Below are 15,043 nucleotides of genomic sequence, written 5' to 3'. Positions count from 1 at the left end.
TAGAATCTTTACGCGGTTTTTACGGCGCCGCCGGTAGAGTCGGTCCTGCGCTGCGCCGCCGTGCCCGGCGCCACCCGATCAACTCCGGCAGTTCACCATGACCACGCTTCGTACGATAGTCCCCGCCGCGCCGCGCGCGGCCACTGCATCCCTTGATGCCAATCCCGACCCCGACCCGCCCCGAAAGCGCACCATCACCCTGGCATCGGCGCGCAAGAAAGCCACGCCGCGCATGCTGGTGGTGGTCGACCATGGCGCCGACTGGCCGGACGCCGAAGGCTGCACCGTGGTCGAGGCCACCGACTTCCTGGCCGGCGCCGCGGCGGCGCAGGGCCAGCCGCCGCTGGTGATCAACCTGTGCCGCAGCTACAAGTATCTGTCGGTCGGCTACTACTGCTCGCTGATGGCGCAGGCGCGCGGACAGCAGGTGCTGCCGTCGGTCAAGACCATCAACGACCTGTCGCGCAAGGCGATCTATACGCTCGACACCGGCGAACTCGATCGCGCCCTGAACGAGGCGCTGGAGCAGGGCAGCGGCATGCCGATGCCGGCCGGGTTCTCGCTCGATATCGTATTCGGCGGCACCGACTACACGCCGCTGGCGCAGCTGGCACGCAGCATCTTCATGACCTTCCCGGCGCCGCTGATGCGGGTCGACTTCGCGCGCGACGAGGACAGCTGGCATATCGCCGCGATCCGCATGCAGCACCTGGGCGCGCTGGGCGAACGCCAGCGCGCCGCCTGCGCCGCCGCGCTGCGCGGCTTCCGGGGGCTGCCGGCGGCGGCGCCGGCCGCGCGCCGCTACCGTTACCGCATCGCCATGCTGCACGACCCGCACGAGGAGCTGGCGCCGAGCAACCCAGGCGCGCTGGCGCGCTTCGGCGCGGCCGGACGCGAACTCGGGCTCGAGGTGGAGCCGATCGGACGCCACGATTTTTCGCGCCTGGCCGAATTCGACGCCCTGTTCATCCGCGAGACCACCGCCGTCAACCACCACACTTACCTGTTCGCCAAGAAGGCCGAGAGTGAAGGGCTGGTGGTGATCGACGACCCGGGCTCGATCCTGCGCTGCACCAACAAGGTCTATCTGGCCGACCTGCTGCGCCTGCACGGCGTGCCGACCCCGCGCACCTTCACCCTGCAAAAGGCCGGCATCGAGGACCTGGCCGCGATCGAGGCGCAAATCGCTTATCCGATGGTGATGAAGATTCCCGACGGCGCGTTTTCGCGCGGCGTGGTCAAGGTGAAGGACGCCGTCGACTTCCAGCGCACCGCGCGCGAACTCCTGCAGCAGTCGGCACTGATCCTGGTGCAGGAGTACATGTACACCGACTTCGACTGGCGCATCGGGGTGCTGAACCGCCAGCCGGTCTTCGCCAGCAAGTACTTCATGTCGAAGGACCACTGGCAGGTGGCCAAGCGCGACGCCGACGGCAAGGCCGAGTTCGGGATGGCGGCAGCCGTGCCGCTGTGCGAGGTGCCGCAGGAACTGCTGGCGCAGGCGCTGGCAGCGGCCAACCTGATCGGCGACGGCCTGTACGGCGTGGACATGAAGATGACGCCACGCGGCCCGGTGGTCATCGAAGTCAACGACAACCCGAACATCGACGCCGGCGCCGAAGACAGCGTGCTGGGCGACGAGCTGTACCGGGTCGTGCTGGGCGAGATGGTGCGCCGTCTGGACCTGCTGCACCGGGGCGCACTTGCGCCGTGATCCGCCCGCTGGTGGTGGCCGGCATCGTCCGTGTCGCGCACCAGGTTTCGGGGACATTCAATGGTTGCTACGGGTTGCTACGGATCACTTGCAACTTTCGCCAGGTCTCCGCTATAATGCGGCCTCTCGCAGCTCACAGCGAGAATCGACCGAATCAGGAGAGGTGGCAGAGTGGTCGAATGTACCTGACTCGAAATCAGGCGTACGGGTGACCGTACCGTGGGTTCGAATCCCACCCTCTCCGCCAAGTAGTACCAAAAGGCCCTCCTTGTGAGGGCCTTTTGCTTTCTCGACTCGGATTCTATCCTGGCAGGTGGCAATCCATATTAGCGCTTGGCGACTGTGTGCGGCATTGCTCGTCGTGCATGACCAGTGATGCGGCCGATTTCCGCCTTTCCCACGACCACCATGTATTACCGTAACCTCTCCACCCTTAATTGGACAGGGTCGCAGCCGTGCATATCCCCATGCTGGATCCCGTGCAGTTACCTAGATAACACTTCAATGTGTTGCTTGTCACTCAGAATATATCTTGTCCTGTTGCTTCTATTCAACATAACAACTTGTGGTTGTCATACTGGAAAAAAGTTGCTGATGTTCAATTTCTTTATGGCACTATAAATGATGAGAGGCAGTACTGATGGGCATTGGAAGTCGTGTCGATACGACCGAAGGGCAACCCCCGGCAAAGGCAGCACCCGCTCGGGCATTTGCGTTAAGTGATCCAAAGTATGTTTTTGACGACCTGATTCTGCCGCGCGAGACGCGGACCCAGATCGACCGGGCGCTGGCGTTCAGGCGTCATCAAGATCTGGTATTTCAGCAGTGGGGTCTGAAGCATACGCATCGCCATGCGAAGCGAATTTGTCTCAACTTCTATGGTCCGCCCGGAACCGGCAAGACAATGGCGGCGCATGCGGTCGCAAACGAGCTCGGCAAGAAGCTGCTGATCGTGAACTACGCCGAGATCGAATCGAAATATGTTGGCGAGACACCGAAAAACCTGGTGTCGCTGTTCCGCCATGCGGACGAGACCGATGCTGTCATCTTCTTCGATGAAGCCGATGCCCTGCTGAGCAAGCGCGTCACGAACATGAGCAATGCGACGGATACCAGCGTGAATCAGACACGCTCGGTGCTCCTGAACCTTCTCAACGATTACGAGAAGACGATTCTGTTTGCCACCAACTTCATCGAGAATTTCGATCCTGCCTTCATGCGTCGCATCCTGGCGCATGTGCACTTCACGCTGCCGGATGAAATCTGCCGCCGCCAGCTGTATTCGCTCTACGTTCCTGCGGCGATGCCGCATACCATCGATTTCGAGGCCATCGCGCGTGTCCACGACGGGCTGTCGGGCAGCGATATCGCCAACGCCGTGTTGCTGGCCGCATTCTCGGCTGCAGAGCGTGGAGGCAGGACCGTGCTGCATACGGACCTCGACAGCGCAGTACGCTCAATCCTGGCAGGCAAGCATGCCAATGCCGGCAAGACACACATCGTCACCAGAGAAATTTCGGCAGAATTTGCCGCTCAAGCGATCAGGGGAAATGCATGATTTTTATTGGTTTGTTGTTTGGCGCCGCGCTGGCGCTGGTTGCCGCGACGTTCTGGAAGGATCTGGTCGACTGGTTGAAGCGGGTAGTCGAAAAGGTGCGGGAAGTGGTTGCGAAGGTCGTCGCCGGCGTCAAGATTTTTGTGCGTAAGGTAGGCGAGGCTATCAAGGAAATCGCCAAGAGCTACAGCCAGGACGAGCAGGGACGCTGGCAAGAAACAATCGTGACACGCGAAGTCAGTGAATCGGACGTGCCGAAGGACATCCTTGACAAGGTAAAGCGTCAACGCGGTACCGCCGTCGACGTCACCAAGGAACTCGAACTCGAGCTGGAGGGTTGATCATGGGTCTGGACAAGGAAATGTTTCGTGATGTCGGTGTCAGCAGCTCGATTCTCAAGGATGTGCACGAGATCCGCGCCACGGTCAGGGAAGCAGCGCTCGACCTGAACAAGTTGTTCAGCGCTTTCGTCGAGAACCTGACCTCGATCCCGCAGCCGAAATCGGTGCTTGAAATGGTCAAGTGCTATGAGCAGCCGTGCGATGCCCTGATCATCGCCGCCAAGCGGCAAGAGGGCTTGCACTACGTTTCCGGGAAGCTGATCCTGGCGCAAGCGGACGCCAACCACATCAGTTGTACCGCTGAGCTTTATTTCCAGAACGCCGCCGGCAAGTGGGTGTCGAAGAAGACTAGCTCCGGCCCGCTTCGCACCACGCACCTGACGCCGGAAGCGCTGACCGAGGTGCAGCGCGCAGGGAAGGTCGAGTTCGAAGTGCTGGATCCGGAGCAGCCTTGACATGTGGCTTGCCCGTGCAATTTTCCCGATTGGAGCCGGCGTCAATATCTTCGTGATCCTGTCGACCAATTACTGGATCGGAGCTAGCGACACACCACCGTTCGACATGGTCAGCTTTCCGACGCTGGCAATCTATGTGATGTGCCTGCTGATTCCGGTAAAGGAAGCACTTGGCCTGGCAGTGCTGTCGGCCTTTCTGTCGAGCGGATACTTTTTGTTGACGCGCTTCTTGCCCGAATATGACTTCACGTATTCCGGTTATGCATACGCAGCCTTGACCGTCATCCCGCTTGCCATCTATGGCAACGCGGTGGAGGGGCGCGCCAAGGCTGCGGTACGCGCGTATTTCTTGTGTCGCCAGATCGGCTCGCTCTCGGACGTTGCCAAGGCGACTGCGCTGCCGGAAGCGAAAGTACGTCAGCACGTCGAGGCCTTCGTGGCCAGCGGCGACCTGGAGATCATGCTCGACAAGCCAGTCTTGTACAGGTGGACCGAAGAACGGACCTATTCCGAAGGCATGAGAACGGTCGAATTGACGGTCGAGGTATGAGGCCATAATGCAGCGGCGGCGGCCGGAGCGGCGCTTCCGTCAGGGGCGTGTGGCTGTGCGGGCCGTGTGCGCCGTCTGCCTGATTCCGTGCGCGATCCCTGCGGAAACCGGCAACGCGGCTACGGCCGATGATCTTCCCGCCTGGCGGCGCTCGCGCTACGGCCGCTACCACGGGAACGCCTACATGGGCGCTTACAGCCGCCCACGTAGTTCCTTGATGCCTTCGCCGGTACGGCTACTGACGAACACGACCGAAGAGGGCGCCAGCCCGGAGAATTGTCGGCACAGGTCGTTTCGCACCGTTTCGCGGTCTGGGGCGTCGACCGACTCGGCGCGGCTACGCACGACGATCGGCGCAATGCCGTGCCGGCGGATCGCTTCATAGATTGCAACGTCGGCCGCATGCACTTTGCCGTGGACGACCAGGCAAATCTTGCCGAAGTTCTCAAACGGAAAGTGTTGCACGAACGCCGAGACCGGGTGCGCACTGGTGTCATACCCCGGCACATCGGCCGCCTCACGGCGCTCCCATCTGCACAGCAGATCGACCCCGGTATACTTTGCCCAGTTGGTGGCATCTGTATTCACCCCGATCACCGGAGCGGGGCGCGCGCGCCCGTTCGACAGCTTACTGACGATGGTCGATTTGCCAGCGCCGGGTTGTCCCAGAAAAGCTACCCGGCGGGGATCGGGTTTGCGGGTCAGTTCGCGCAGCGCGCGCAGGTTGTTGACGAGCGCGGTATCCGGCACCGGCGTGGGCTGCGCGGCACTTTCGTCAGTCATGACCTCATAGATGAGCTTTCCCACCCCGATGACTACCGGTACTGCGAGCCACCACACGGATCAACGCTCCAGTTCGTCTTGCAGGATTTTTTCGGCAAGCGTATAGCAGTCGTCCAGATAGCTATTGCCGACGGCATAAGTAATACCGAAGCCCGCTGAGGCAGCGATCGCCTGGCCGATCAGGGGAACGTATTTGGAAATTGTCTTCAAGGTCTGGCGACCGAGAAACTGTTTGAACAACAGCAGAATTCCTTCCTTGGCTGCATAGCGAACCACATTATTGGCCACCGAGCTAACCGTCGGGATGGCGGACTCCTTCAGGGAATTGAGCACCTTGTCGCTCAAGCCGAAGCATTCGCGCAGTTCCATGAACAGTTTCATCAGGACTGACAAATCGACCGCGATGTCGGCGCCTGGAATCGGATTCAACCCATTGGCGGCGGAGGCTCCGGCTGCGACCACGACATACTTTTCCGCAGCTTCGCGTTTCTGCTTCAAGAATTTCACGCTATGCGCCTTGGCCCCGCGTAACCAGCGTTCGCGCTTGGCGGCATCCAGGTTGCGCAGAATTTCGGTATTGAGCTGATCCAGGCCAGATGACTTGCGGCAACTCGTAAAAATCACCGTCACCTGCTTGCCAACCTGCTTGAAAATGTCTTCCCGCTTGCGTCGCTCCAGTTCGGCGGTTTCAACCCCGTCTTCCCACAGCTCGTCGTGTTTGTTGACGACGAAAATACAAACTTTTTTCATCTCATCGAGTGCTCGGAACAGCTCGGTATCCGCTTGATGAAATTTTCCGCTTGTCACACATAGGAAGAGGTCGAAACGCGCGAGCGCGAACTCGTCCCTGTACGTCTCCTTTGGGAACTTCTGGGTTCCGTAGCCCGGCAGGTCAACCAAATTCAGCCCGTTGTGCTCGTATTCTTCCTGCTTGACAGTCTTGTCGGTCTCGACACCAACCTGTGCCACTTTCTTGCCGACGATGGCGTTGATCAAGGAAGATTTGCCAGCACCCGGTTGACCGAACAGGGCGACGGATACACGACCGGCACGTTCCTGTTCGAGTTCGTCACGGATCTTTTGTGCGTCATTATGAATTCGCATGTCGATAAAAGGTGAGAGTTAAAAAGTGGTCAAGAAGAACAGCATAGCACTCGAATTTCCCATATGCAATGTCGCGGATAGTGGCGATATAAAGCATGCCGCCGTATTACGCCTGCACTGTTCAGCTTGAATATCGAGTGTAGCCGGCGAAGCGACAAACTACGTCGTCCACTACGTCCCTCGACGCCGCGGCGCTGTTTTCCATTTCAGGATTCACGAGAGGATCGGCCAGCGTAAGTGGATGAGGTGCTTACCGGTCGGACATGCCAGCGGCAGATCCGGGGGCGCAGCTGGATCGAGCAGGATGGCGACGGCGGTCGGCCGGCGATGGTGGCAGCGACGCAGGTAAATCCGGGCAAGCGCGGCGCGAGGCGCTCCCGAGCACCGGAACGCGCCCGCCTCGCCGAGCCTGCTTCAGTGCACGATCGCGGTTCCTGTCAGCGCTTGACCGCGTGCAGCCACACCGCCGCGATGCGCTCCACATCCTCGTAACCCGGCTCGCCCAGCTGGCCGCCGAAGATGTCGGGATCGAGCTCCTCATAGCTCCAGGTGACGCAGGCCTGGTCCAGCAAGGCACGCACGCTGTCCAGGAAATGGTCGCCCGGGCCGGACAGGGCGACGCCGGTGTACAGCATCAGGCTGCCGCCCGGCCGCAGGCGTGCCATGCCTTCCTCGACGATGCGGCGCGACAGTTCAGCGCCGCGCTCGCCGCCGCCGTGGCGGTAGCGCCGCTCGTCCGGATCGAGCACGAAGGGCGGGTTGGAGACGATCAGGTCGAAGTCGCCGTCCAGGCCGTCATACAGGTCGCTGCGGCGCAGCTGCAGGTTGGCGGCGCCGGCCAGGCGCGCGTTGACCTGGGCCAGTTCCAGCGCCTTGTCGTTGACGTCGGCGCCGACCACGTCGCAGTTCGGAAATTTGCGCGCGATGGTGAGCGCGCCGGCGCCGCCGCCACAGCCGATGTCCACCGCGCGGTTGACGCCGGCCCCGCTCCAGGCAAAGGCGCGCGCCATGGCGCCGACGAAGCGGTAGGTGTCAGGGCCGAAGAACACGGCATCGTCGTCGCGCGTCGGATAGGCCGAGTGGAACACGATGGTCTCGCCCAAGGTCGAGGCGCGTACCGTCGAGCGCAGCATGGTTCCTTCATTTTCCGTGGCCACGATCCCGGCTTCGCGCATCAGGCCCAGCAGCTCCGGATCGAGCAGGCCGGGCTCGAACGGGCGGCTCCAGCCGAATACGTCGCGCAGGTCGCGCGCGCGCTCGTTGCCGGGCCGGCCGTTGATGCGGCGGTGGGTCGAGGGCGTTACCGTGATGAAGCGGTAACCGGTGGCGCGCAGGGCGTGGCCGAGCGCGAGCAGGGCGTTGGCTTGGGAAGTGTTCATGCGCCTGAGCGTCGCATGTGGCCGTGCTTCCATCTGTGCGCTGGCGTACATGGAACATCCGCCTGCATTTGAGGAATTTGGGGCATTATGTGATCACTCGAACAGTGCAGGCAGACGCGTCTGTCCATACTGCAATGACAGCGGCAAGATAGTCGCAGAAAACAGTCGTCAATTCACACGAGAGAGAAACATGAGCATGAACATTTTCGATCAGGACGAAGCGCCGGTGGGGCGCGTCGCGCGTGAAGTCGCGCGCGAGCGCCGCGAGCGCACCATGCACGACGAACTGCGCGCCGGACTGGCGCCGCTGGACGACCGCATCAAGGACGCGCGCCAGCGCTTCGATACCTGCAACCTGAAACGGCATCACGGGCGCTGACCCGCTTATCAAGGAGAATCTATGCGTTGGGAAGGCGACCGCCAGAGCGACAATGTGGAAGACCGCCGCGGTGAGGGCGGAGGAGGTGGCGGATTCGGCTTCGGCGGCCGCTCGATCGGCATCGGTACCCTGGTCATCGCCCTGGTCGGCGGCTGGATCTTCGGCATCAACCCGATGACCATCCTCGGCCTGCTGTCCGGCGGCGCGCCGCAGCAGGTCTCGCAACAGCAGTCGCAGCCGCGCCAGGCGCCGGCCAACGACCGCGAATCGCAGTTCGTGCGCACCACGCTGGCCTACACCGAAGATGCCTGGACCCAGGTGTTCCGCGAGCAGGGCGCGCAATACCAGCCCGCAAAACTGGTCATCTTCGACGGCAGCACCGGCACCGCCTGCGGCCGGGGGCAGAGTGCGACCGGGCCGTTCTACTGCCCGGCCGACAGCAGCGTGTATATCGACCTCAGCTTCTTCCGCACCATGCAGCAGCGCTTCAATGTCGAGGGCGAATTTGCCCAGGCCTACGTGATCGCACACGAGGTCGGCCACCACGTGCAGAACCTGCTCGGCATCTCGAACAAGGTCCATGCGGCCCAGCAGCGCGCCTCGGAAACCCAGGGCAATGCGCTGTCGGTGCGGCTCGAACTGCAGGCCGACTGCTTCGCCGGCGTGTGGGCCAAGCGCACCAACAAGGAAAAGCAGATCCTGGAAAGCGGCGACGTCGAAACCGCGCTCAACGCTGCCAGCGCGATCGGCGACGACGCCCTGCAGCGCCAGTCGCGCGGGGTGGTGGTGCCGGACTCGTTCACGCACGGCAGCTCGGCCCAACGGGTGCGCTGGTTCCAGCGCGGGCTGGAGAGCGGAGAAGTTTCCGCCTGTAACACCTTTGAAGCACGTCAGCTGTAATTAATTTCCGGCTGTTTATAAACCGGGCGGCCACAGCAAAAAAAGTCTTCTAAAACGTGCGTTCGTTTCCGTGCGCGTATCGCCATTAGTGAAATTTTGACATAACTTTGTGTCATATCAGCTCGTCAATGCGGCGGGCTTCGCTAATCGATCCCTACAGAGGAGGACTTATGCTGGCAATGAATTACCGCGGGCCGTACCGCGTCCGCGCCGATCACAAGCCCGATCCGGTCATCGAGCACCCGGGCGACGCCATCGTGCGCGTCACCCGGGCCTGCATCTGCGGTTCGGACCTGCACCTGTACCATGGCCTGGTCCCCGACACCCGTGTCGGCCACACCTTCGGCCACGAGTTCATCGGCGTGGTGGAAGAGGTCGGCTCCGGCGTGCAGAAGCTGAAGGTGGGCGACAAGGTTCTGGTGCCGTTCAACCTGTTTTGCGGTTCCTGCTTCTTTTGCCAGCACGAGTTGTTCGGCAATTGCCACAACACGAATGCACAAGCCACGGCGGTGGGCGGCATCTATGGCTACTCGCACACGGCGGGCGGCTACGATGGCGGCCAGGCCGAGTACGTGCGGGTGCCGATGGCCGACGTCGGCCCGATGGTCATTCCCGACGATATCCACGACGACGACGCGGTCCTGATGACCGACGCGCTGCCGACCGGTTACCAGGCGGCCGAGATGGGCGACATCAAGGAAGGCGACACCGTGGTGGTGTTCGGCGCCGGCCCGGTCGGCATCTTCGCCGCCAAGTCGGCCTGGCTGATGGGCGCGGGACGCGTGATCGTGGTCGACCATGTCGAATACCGGCTCGAGTTCGTCAAGCGCTATGCCCAGTGCGAAGTCATCAACTTCAAGGAAGTGAAGGACATGGCGATGCACATCAAGAAGATGACCGACTGGATGGGCGCCGACGTTTGCATCGACTGCGTCGGGTGCGAGGCCGCCGGCAACACCATGCAGACCATCACCGGCGTGTACACGATGATGCAGGCCGGTTCGGCCACCGTGCTGCACTGGTGCATCAACTCGGTGCGCAAGGGCGGCAACGTCTCGATCGTCGGCGTGTACGGCCCGACCTTCAACGCGGTCCCGATCGGCAATGCGCTGAACAAGGGCCTGACGATGCGCATGAACCAGGCCAGCGTGCGCCGCCACCTGCCGCGCCTGATCGAACACATCCGCGCCGGACGCATCGATCCGAAGGCGATCATCACCCACCGTGTGCCGCTGGAAGAAGTGTCGGATGCGTATCACATTTTCTCGAGCAAGCTCGACAATTGCATCAAGACCGTCCTGATCCCGCCGCGCGCGAATGAAGTGCGCGCCGTGCAGGCCAGCGCAGCGAATTGAGAGGAGAGAACATGGAAACACGTAACGACGTCAGTTCGGCAGCCAACGACCACCACGACGGCCACCACGCTCCGGGCGAGCACGACGGCCAGGGCCACGTCGGCCACGTGCACGGCCACATCGCGCCGCGCCGTCCGACCCGCGACCAGCTGCAGCACATCCAGGGCTGGGGCGCCGACCTCGACCGCAAGGACCGCCCCGGCGTGCCGATGGAACGCACCCCGCCGCGCTTCATCAACGCACCCGAGAGCGATCCGGTGCCGCAGGAGCAGAAGGTCGAGGTGCTGGTCTCGACCGAGCGTCCCGGCATGACCCCGCTGCACGGCTCGGTGCAGCCGCCGTCCGGGCTGTCGGGCATGATCCGGCGCGGCGCTTTCAAGCTCAGCGAAAACGATGTGCGCCACTGGCTGCTGCTGATCCTGGCCGACCGCGTCAACATGGTCGAAGGCATCGGCCAGGACCTGGCGCGCGGGCACATTCCCAACATCCTGGGCGAGATGGGCATCAAGGCCGAGCTCAAGCACAACCCGGCCGGGCTGGTGAAGAAGGTCGCTGTCGGCGCCGCACTGGTCGGTGCGGCGGTGTACCTGATGAAGCGCCGCGACGAAGAGGAAGAACATCGCCGTCACCGCCACCATCGCAGCCGTTATCGCTGATCCGCGCCAGCTGAGCGTGTGATACCGCAACGCGTCGCCCGATCCGGGCGGCGCGTTGTTGCATCTGGGGCTTATATCTGAGTATTGCGCTCAAGCAAATCCTCTGTCGATAGCTCGTCCATCATGGTCGATGACCGGCGCCACCCGGCCCGGCACACCGGCTGGAGACGAGATGAATCCCACCAAGCGCTTCACCACGGCCCTGCTCGCGGCCGCCATCCTGTGCGCGCCGTTGTGCGCACCGGTTTCCGCCGTTGCCGCTCCCGCCGGCCCGACCATGGGCGCGCCGCTGCGGCTGGACGCCAAAACGCAGACGGCGGTGCTCGATGCGCTGGCCGCGCGCCGCACCGCGATCGGCCTGGATCCCGCACACGGCTACAAGCTGCAGTCACAGCATCCGGGCGTGCAGGGCACGCAAGTGCTGCGCGTGGCGCACCTGTACAAGGGCCTGCGCATCTTCGGCTCCGAGTCGGTGGTGGTGCTGGACCAGAAGCGCCAGATCGTGTCCGAGAGCGCGTCGCCGCGCCGGCTCAGGCTGGGCAAGCAGGCCGGCGCGGTAAGCGCGCCCGGCATCGAGCCGGACGTCAAGCCCGCCGTCAGGCGCGCGGCCGCGATCGCCGCGGCGCGCGGCACCATCGCCCTTGGCGCCGTCAATGTGGTGGCGCCGCGCGCCGAACTGCTGATCTATCCGCACATGGGAGAACAGCGCGCGCCCGGCGCCGAAGCCAAGGCCGCGGGCGAACTCAACGCACTGGACCTGGTCGAGACGGTCGACCGTTACGAACTGGCCTGGCTGGTGCGCCTGCGCATGCGCAGCGGCGAACAGCCGCAGTATTTCGACGTCGTGGTCAGCGCGCTCGACGGGCGCATCATCGCGCGCTGGAGCATGGTGCAGACCGTGACCGGCATCGGCCACAGCCAGTACAACGGCGAGGTGCCGCTCAGCACCACGCTGGCCAACGGCGTCTACCAGATGCTCGATCCGGAACGCGGCAAGGGCGGCGCCTTCGGCGCGATGGCGATCACCAACGCCAACCATGGCATCAGCGCCGGCAAGGTGTACAGCAACAGCAGCAACACCTGGGGCGACGGCAAGCAGTTCGTCGAAGGCTCGAGCACCACTGCGCCCAACGGCCAGACGGCGGCGGTAAACGCGATGTGGGGCTTGATGAACACCTACGACATGCTCAGGAACGTGCTCGGCTGGCACTCGCTCGACGGGCAGGACACCGCCACCCACATCGCGGTCCACGTCAACCGCGGCTACGACAACGCCTATTACAGCGACACCTGCCGCTGCATGTTCATCGGCGACGGCACCTTCTTCACCAACCTCGGCGCGATCGACGTCGTGGGCCACGAGATGGGGCATGGCGTCACGGCTGCGACGTCGGACCTGGTGTACTCGGGCGAGTCGGGCGGCCTCAACGAATCGAGTTCGGACATCGCCGGCGAAGCGGTGGAAGCCTATGCGCGCGCCGGCGGCAAGGGCGACGTATTGCCGGCGCTGGGCAACGACTGGATGCTGGGCAGCGAGATCGCGCGCGACGGCGAACCGCTGCGCTGGATGGCCAAGCCGAGCCGCGACGGGCGCAGCCCGGACGCCTGGAGCACCGAACTGCGCCGCCTCGACGTGCACTACAGCAGCGGGCCGAATAACCGGATGTTCTATTTCCTGGCCCAGGGCTCGCGCGCCGAGAGCGACCATGAAGCCTACAGCAGCTACCTGACGGCGAAGCCGGCGGCGATGACCGGCATCGGCCTGGACAGTGCCTACCGGATCTGGTTCAACGCCAGCAGCACGCGCTTTACCAGCAGCACCAACTATGCCGATGCGCGTGCGAAGATGATCGAGGCGGCCGAGCAGTTGTATGGGGCGGGCGGGCGTGAAGCGATCGCGGTGCGGCGTGCGTATGCCGCGATCAACGTCGGCACCGATGTCGACGAACTCGTATCCGAACCGGTGCCGGGCGCTCCGGTCGAATCGACCATGCGCCGGGTGCGCGCTACCGCGCTCAATTCGTCCCTCAGTCCGTCATCAGCGGATAGGGATTGATCGGCGTACCTTTCCACCACTGCTTTTCGGGCGTCAGCTGCACCAGTGCGAAGTGCAGGTGCGGCGCGTTGGGATCGGAGTTGCCGGTCACGCCCACATAACCGACCAGGTCGCCACGCTTGAGTTCCTTGCCTTCGGTGACACCCTCGGCGTAGCGGTCGAGGTGGGCGTAGTAGTAGGCGTACTGTTCGGTCGGATCGAACTGGTACACGGTCAGCCCGCCCGGTTTGCTCTGGAAAAGCTTGACCACTTTGCCGTCGGCCGCGGCGATCACCGGCGTACCTTGCGGTGCCATGATGTCGAGCGCTTCGTGGCGGCGCTGCTCGCCGCGTGCCTGGTCGAAGGTGTCGCTCAGCTGCGCGGCCTTGATGCCTTGCACCGGCACCAGCAGCTTGCCGGCCGGCGTGGCGGAAGAGGGTGCCGTGGTCGATGCGATGGCGCCGCCAGCCGGCGCGTCCGGGCGCAGCGGCAGCTCGGCGTCGCTTAGGTCGGGTTCCACCACGGGCGCCGGGGGCAATTGGCCATCGATCGCATAGGCCGGAACGCCAGGCGTGGCCGGCGTGTCGGCGGTGATGATCTCGGGCGGCGGCGCATCGTCGGGCACCCGGCCCAGCAGCACGAACAGCACCCCGGCCCCGACCAGCAGCCCCACCACGAAGATCATCAGCTTTTTCATCGCGTTTCCTCCGGCGCCGCCGCGCTCATCAAGTTAAATGGTTTATTTTTGCAGGACCACGTCGACACCGGCGGCCACCAGCGCGCCGACCTCGGCCGCGCTCCAGTTGGTCAGGCGGATGCAGCCATGCGATTCGGTCTTGCCGACGTGGCCCGGCACCGGGGTGCCGTGGATGCCGTAGTGCGGCTTGGACAGGTCGATCCACATCACGCCGACCGGATTGTTCGGGCCGGGCTGGATCTGCGTCTTGCTGTCGCCGGCCTTGGCATCCCAGAACAGTTTCGGGTTGTAGTGATAGACCGGATTGGCGTGCACGCCTTCGATCTTCCAGTTGCCGATCGGCAGTGGATCGCGGCTGCTGCCGGTCGAGACCGGATACTGGGCCAGCAGCTGGCCCGAGGCGTCGAGCAGCTGCAGCGTCTTGGTGCTGTCGCGCACCACCACCTTGGCGGCCGGCGGCAGCGGCGCCTTGCCGTGCACGTTCGGCACCACGATCTGTTCGCCCGTGCGGCCCAGGTTCTTGCCCGGGTTCAGACGTTGGAGCAGGGCCGGGCTGGCGTGGAATTTTTCTCCCAGGCCTTCGGCCGGAGTGGCGTAGCCGAGCTTTTTCAGCTTGGCCTTGCCCATCATGGTGTCGGGGACCGGCTCGAACGGGCCGGCGGTGTCTTCGTCGGTCAGCGTGTAGTTGGCCAGGGTCGGCGTGGCGTCGGCATTCAGGGCGTTCCAGGTGGCGTCGTCGAGCTTGCCGGTGACGGGCAGGTTGCGGGTCTGCTGGAAGGTGTTCAGGGCCTGGCGCATGTTCGAGCCGTAGGCGCCGTCGATTTCGCCCGGCGACAGGTACATGCGCTCGAGCACGACCTGGGCGCGCAGCAGGCGTTCGAATTCAGCCTGCTCGGCGATGGCGGGATCCTGCACGGCGCCCGGGACGCTCGGGGCGTTGCCGGTGATCGCCTGCATCGTGGTTTGCGGCTGCGGCTGCTGCTGTGGCTGCTGTTGCAGGGGCTGCTGCTGCATCTGCTGCGCCAGCGTGGCGGTCGGCACGGCGCCGGCGAGGGCGGCGATCAGGGTGAGTGCGGTCGTTTTTTTCATCGTGTTGCCTCCTGCTTATTGCTTCTGGAGACTCCAGCGTAGTGACGCATG

General features: G+C 63.6%; 15 protein-coding genes and 1 tRNA gene. 11 read left to right on the top strand and 5 right to left on the bottom strand.

Going from position 1 to position 15,043, the window contains the following annotated elements; all coding sequences use genetic code 11:
* Positions 1-97 precede the first annotated feature (97 nt).
* The 6 genes from RTQ83_RS00395 (at position 98) to RTQ83_RS00370 (ending at position 4,615) form a co-directional block, all read left to right on the top strand.
* Complete coding sequence (locus RTQ83_RS00395; RefSeq protein ID WP_312510536.1) at positions 98-1,714, top strand: RimK family protein; 1,617 nt, start codon at positions 98-100, stop codon at positions 1,712-1,714.
* 157 nt (positions 1,715-1,871) lie between these two features.
* Positions 1,872-1,961: transfer RNA gene (locus RTQ83_RS00390), tRNA-Ser, on the top strand.
* 393 nt (positions 1,962-2,354) lie between these two features.
* Positions 2,355-3,272 (top strand): ATP-binding protein, encoded by a 918-nt coding sequence (locus RTQ83_RS00385; protein ID WP_312510535.1) that lies wholly within the window; start codon positions 2,355-2,357, stop codon positions 3,270-3,272.
* Positions 3,269-3,610, top strand: coding sequence for a hypothetical protein (locus RTQ83_RS00380; RefSeq protein WP_312510534.1), 342 nt, complete (start codon positions 3,269-3,271; stop codon positions 3,608-3,610). The genes RTQ83_RS00385 and RTQ83_RS00380 overlap by 4 nt, the downstream gene beginning before the upstream one ends.
* 2 nt (positions 3,611-3,612) lie before the next feature.
* Complete coding sequence (locus tag RTQ83_RS00375; protein ID WP_312510533.1) at positions 3,613-4,065, top strand: hypothetical protein; 453 nt, start codon at positions 3,613-3,615, stop codon at positions 4,063-4,065.
* A 1-nt stretch (position 4,066) separates the two neighbouring features.
* Positions 4,067-4,615, top strand: a complete 549-nt coding sequence (locus RTQ83_RS00370; protein WP_312510532.1) for a hypothetical protein — start codon at positions 4,067-4,069, stop codon at positions 4,613-4,615.
* Between the two features lie 192 nt (positions 4,616-4,807).
* On the opposite strand, the gene RTQ83_RS00365 is transcribed toward RTQ83_RS00370, so the two are convergent.
* From RTQ83_RS00365 to RTQ83_RS00355, 3 genes are all read right to left on the bottom strand, one after another.
* Positions 4,808-5,455, bottom strand: coding sequence for a GTPase (locus RTQ83_RS00365; protein ID WP_312510531.1), 648 nt, complete (start codon positions 5,453-5,455; stop codon positions 4,808-4,810).
* 3 nt (positions 5,456-5,458) lie between these two features.
* Positions 5,459-6,502 carry a GTPase gene (locus RTQ83_RS00360; RefSeq protein WP_312510530.1) on the bottom strand — a complete coding sequence of 348 codons (1,044 nt, stop codon included), beginning with the start codon at positions 6,500-6,502 and terminating at the stop codon, positions 5,459-5,461.
* A 437-nt stretch (positions 6,503-6,939) separates the two neighbouring features.
* Positions 6,940-7,881 carry a class I SAM-dependent methyltransferase gene (locus RTQ83_RS00355; RefSeq protein WP_312510529.1) on the bottom strand — a complete coding sequence of 314 codons (942 nt, stop codon included), beginning with the start codon at positions 7,879-7,881 and terminating at the stop codon, positions 6,940-6,942.
* 190 nt (positions 7,882-8,071) lie between these two features.
* Here RTQ83_RS00355 and RTQ83_RS00350 point away from each other — a divergent pair, with 190 nt between their 5' ends.
* From RTQ83_RS00350 to RTQ83_RS00330, 5 genes are all read left to right on the top strand, one after another.
* Positions 8,072-8,260: a hypothetical protein gene (locus RTQ83_RS00350; RefSeq protein WP_312510528.1), complete on the top strand. Its 189-nt coding sequence runs from the start codon at positions 8,072-8,074 to the stop codon at positions 8,258-8,260.
* 21 nt (positions 8,261-8,281) lie between these two features.
* A complete protein-coding gene (locus RTQ83_RS00345; protein WP_312510527.1) occupies positions 8,282-9,160 on the top strand; it encodes a neutral zinc metallopeptidase in 879 nt (292 codons plus the stop codon).
* Positions 9,161-9,330: 170 nt separating this feature from the next.
* A complete protein-coding gene (locus RTQ83_RS00340) occupies positions 9,331-10,515 on the top strand; it encodes a zinc-dependent alcohol dehydrogenase (RefSeq protein ID WP_312510526.1) in 1,185 nt (394 codons plus the stop codon).
* Between the two features lie 11 nt (positions 10,516-10,526).
* Entirely contained in the window at positions 10,527-11,171 is a 645-nt protein-coding gene (locus tag RTQ83_RS00335; protein ID WP_312510525.1) for a hypothetical protein, read from the top strand.
* Positions 11,172-11,343: 172 nt separating this feature from the next.
* Positions 11,344-13,227 carry a M4 family metallopeptidase gene (locus tag RTQ83_RS00330; protein ID WP_312510524.1) on the top strand — a complete coding sequence of 628 codons (1,884 nt, stop codon included), beginning with the start codon at positions 11,344-11,346 and terminating at the stop codon, positions 13,225-13,227.
* Here RTQ83_RS00330 and RTQ83_RS00325 read toward each other — a convergent pair.
* Together RTQ83_RS00325 and RTQ83_RS00320 are read right to left on the bottom strand one after the other, a co-directional pair.
* The gene (locus tag RTQ83_RS00325; RefSeq protein ID WP_312510523.1) at positions 13,199-13,903 is read right to left on the bottom strand and encodes a M23 family metallopeptidase; all 705 of its coding nucleotides are present in this window, start codon (positions 13,901-13,903) and stop codon (positions 13,199-13,201) included. The genes RTQ83_RS00330 and RTQ83_RS00325 overlap by 29 nt on opposite strands.
* 42 nt (positions 13,904-13,945) lie before the next feature.
* Positions 13,946-14,992: a L,D-transpeptidase gene (locus RTQ83_RS00320; RefSeq protein WP_312510522.1), complete on the bottom strand. Its 1,047-nt coding sequence runs from the start codon at positions 14,990-14,992 to the stop codon at positions 13,946-13,948.
* Between the last annotated feature and the right edge of the window lie 51 nt (positions 14,993-15,043).

Source organism: Massilia sp. (assembly GCF_031995545.1).
Taxonomy (GTDB): Bacteria; Pseudomonadota; Gammaproteobacteria; order Burkholderiales; family Burkholderiaceae_D; genus Telluria.
Note: the sequence above shows the minus strand (reverse complement) of the source record. Positions and strands in the feature narration are given on the sequence as shown.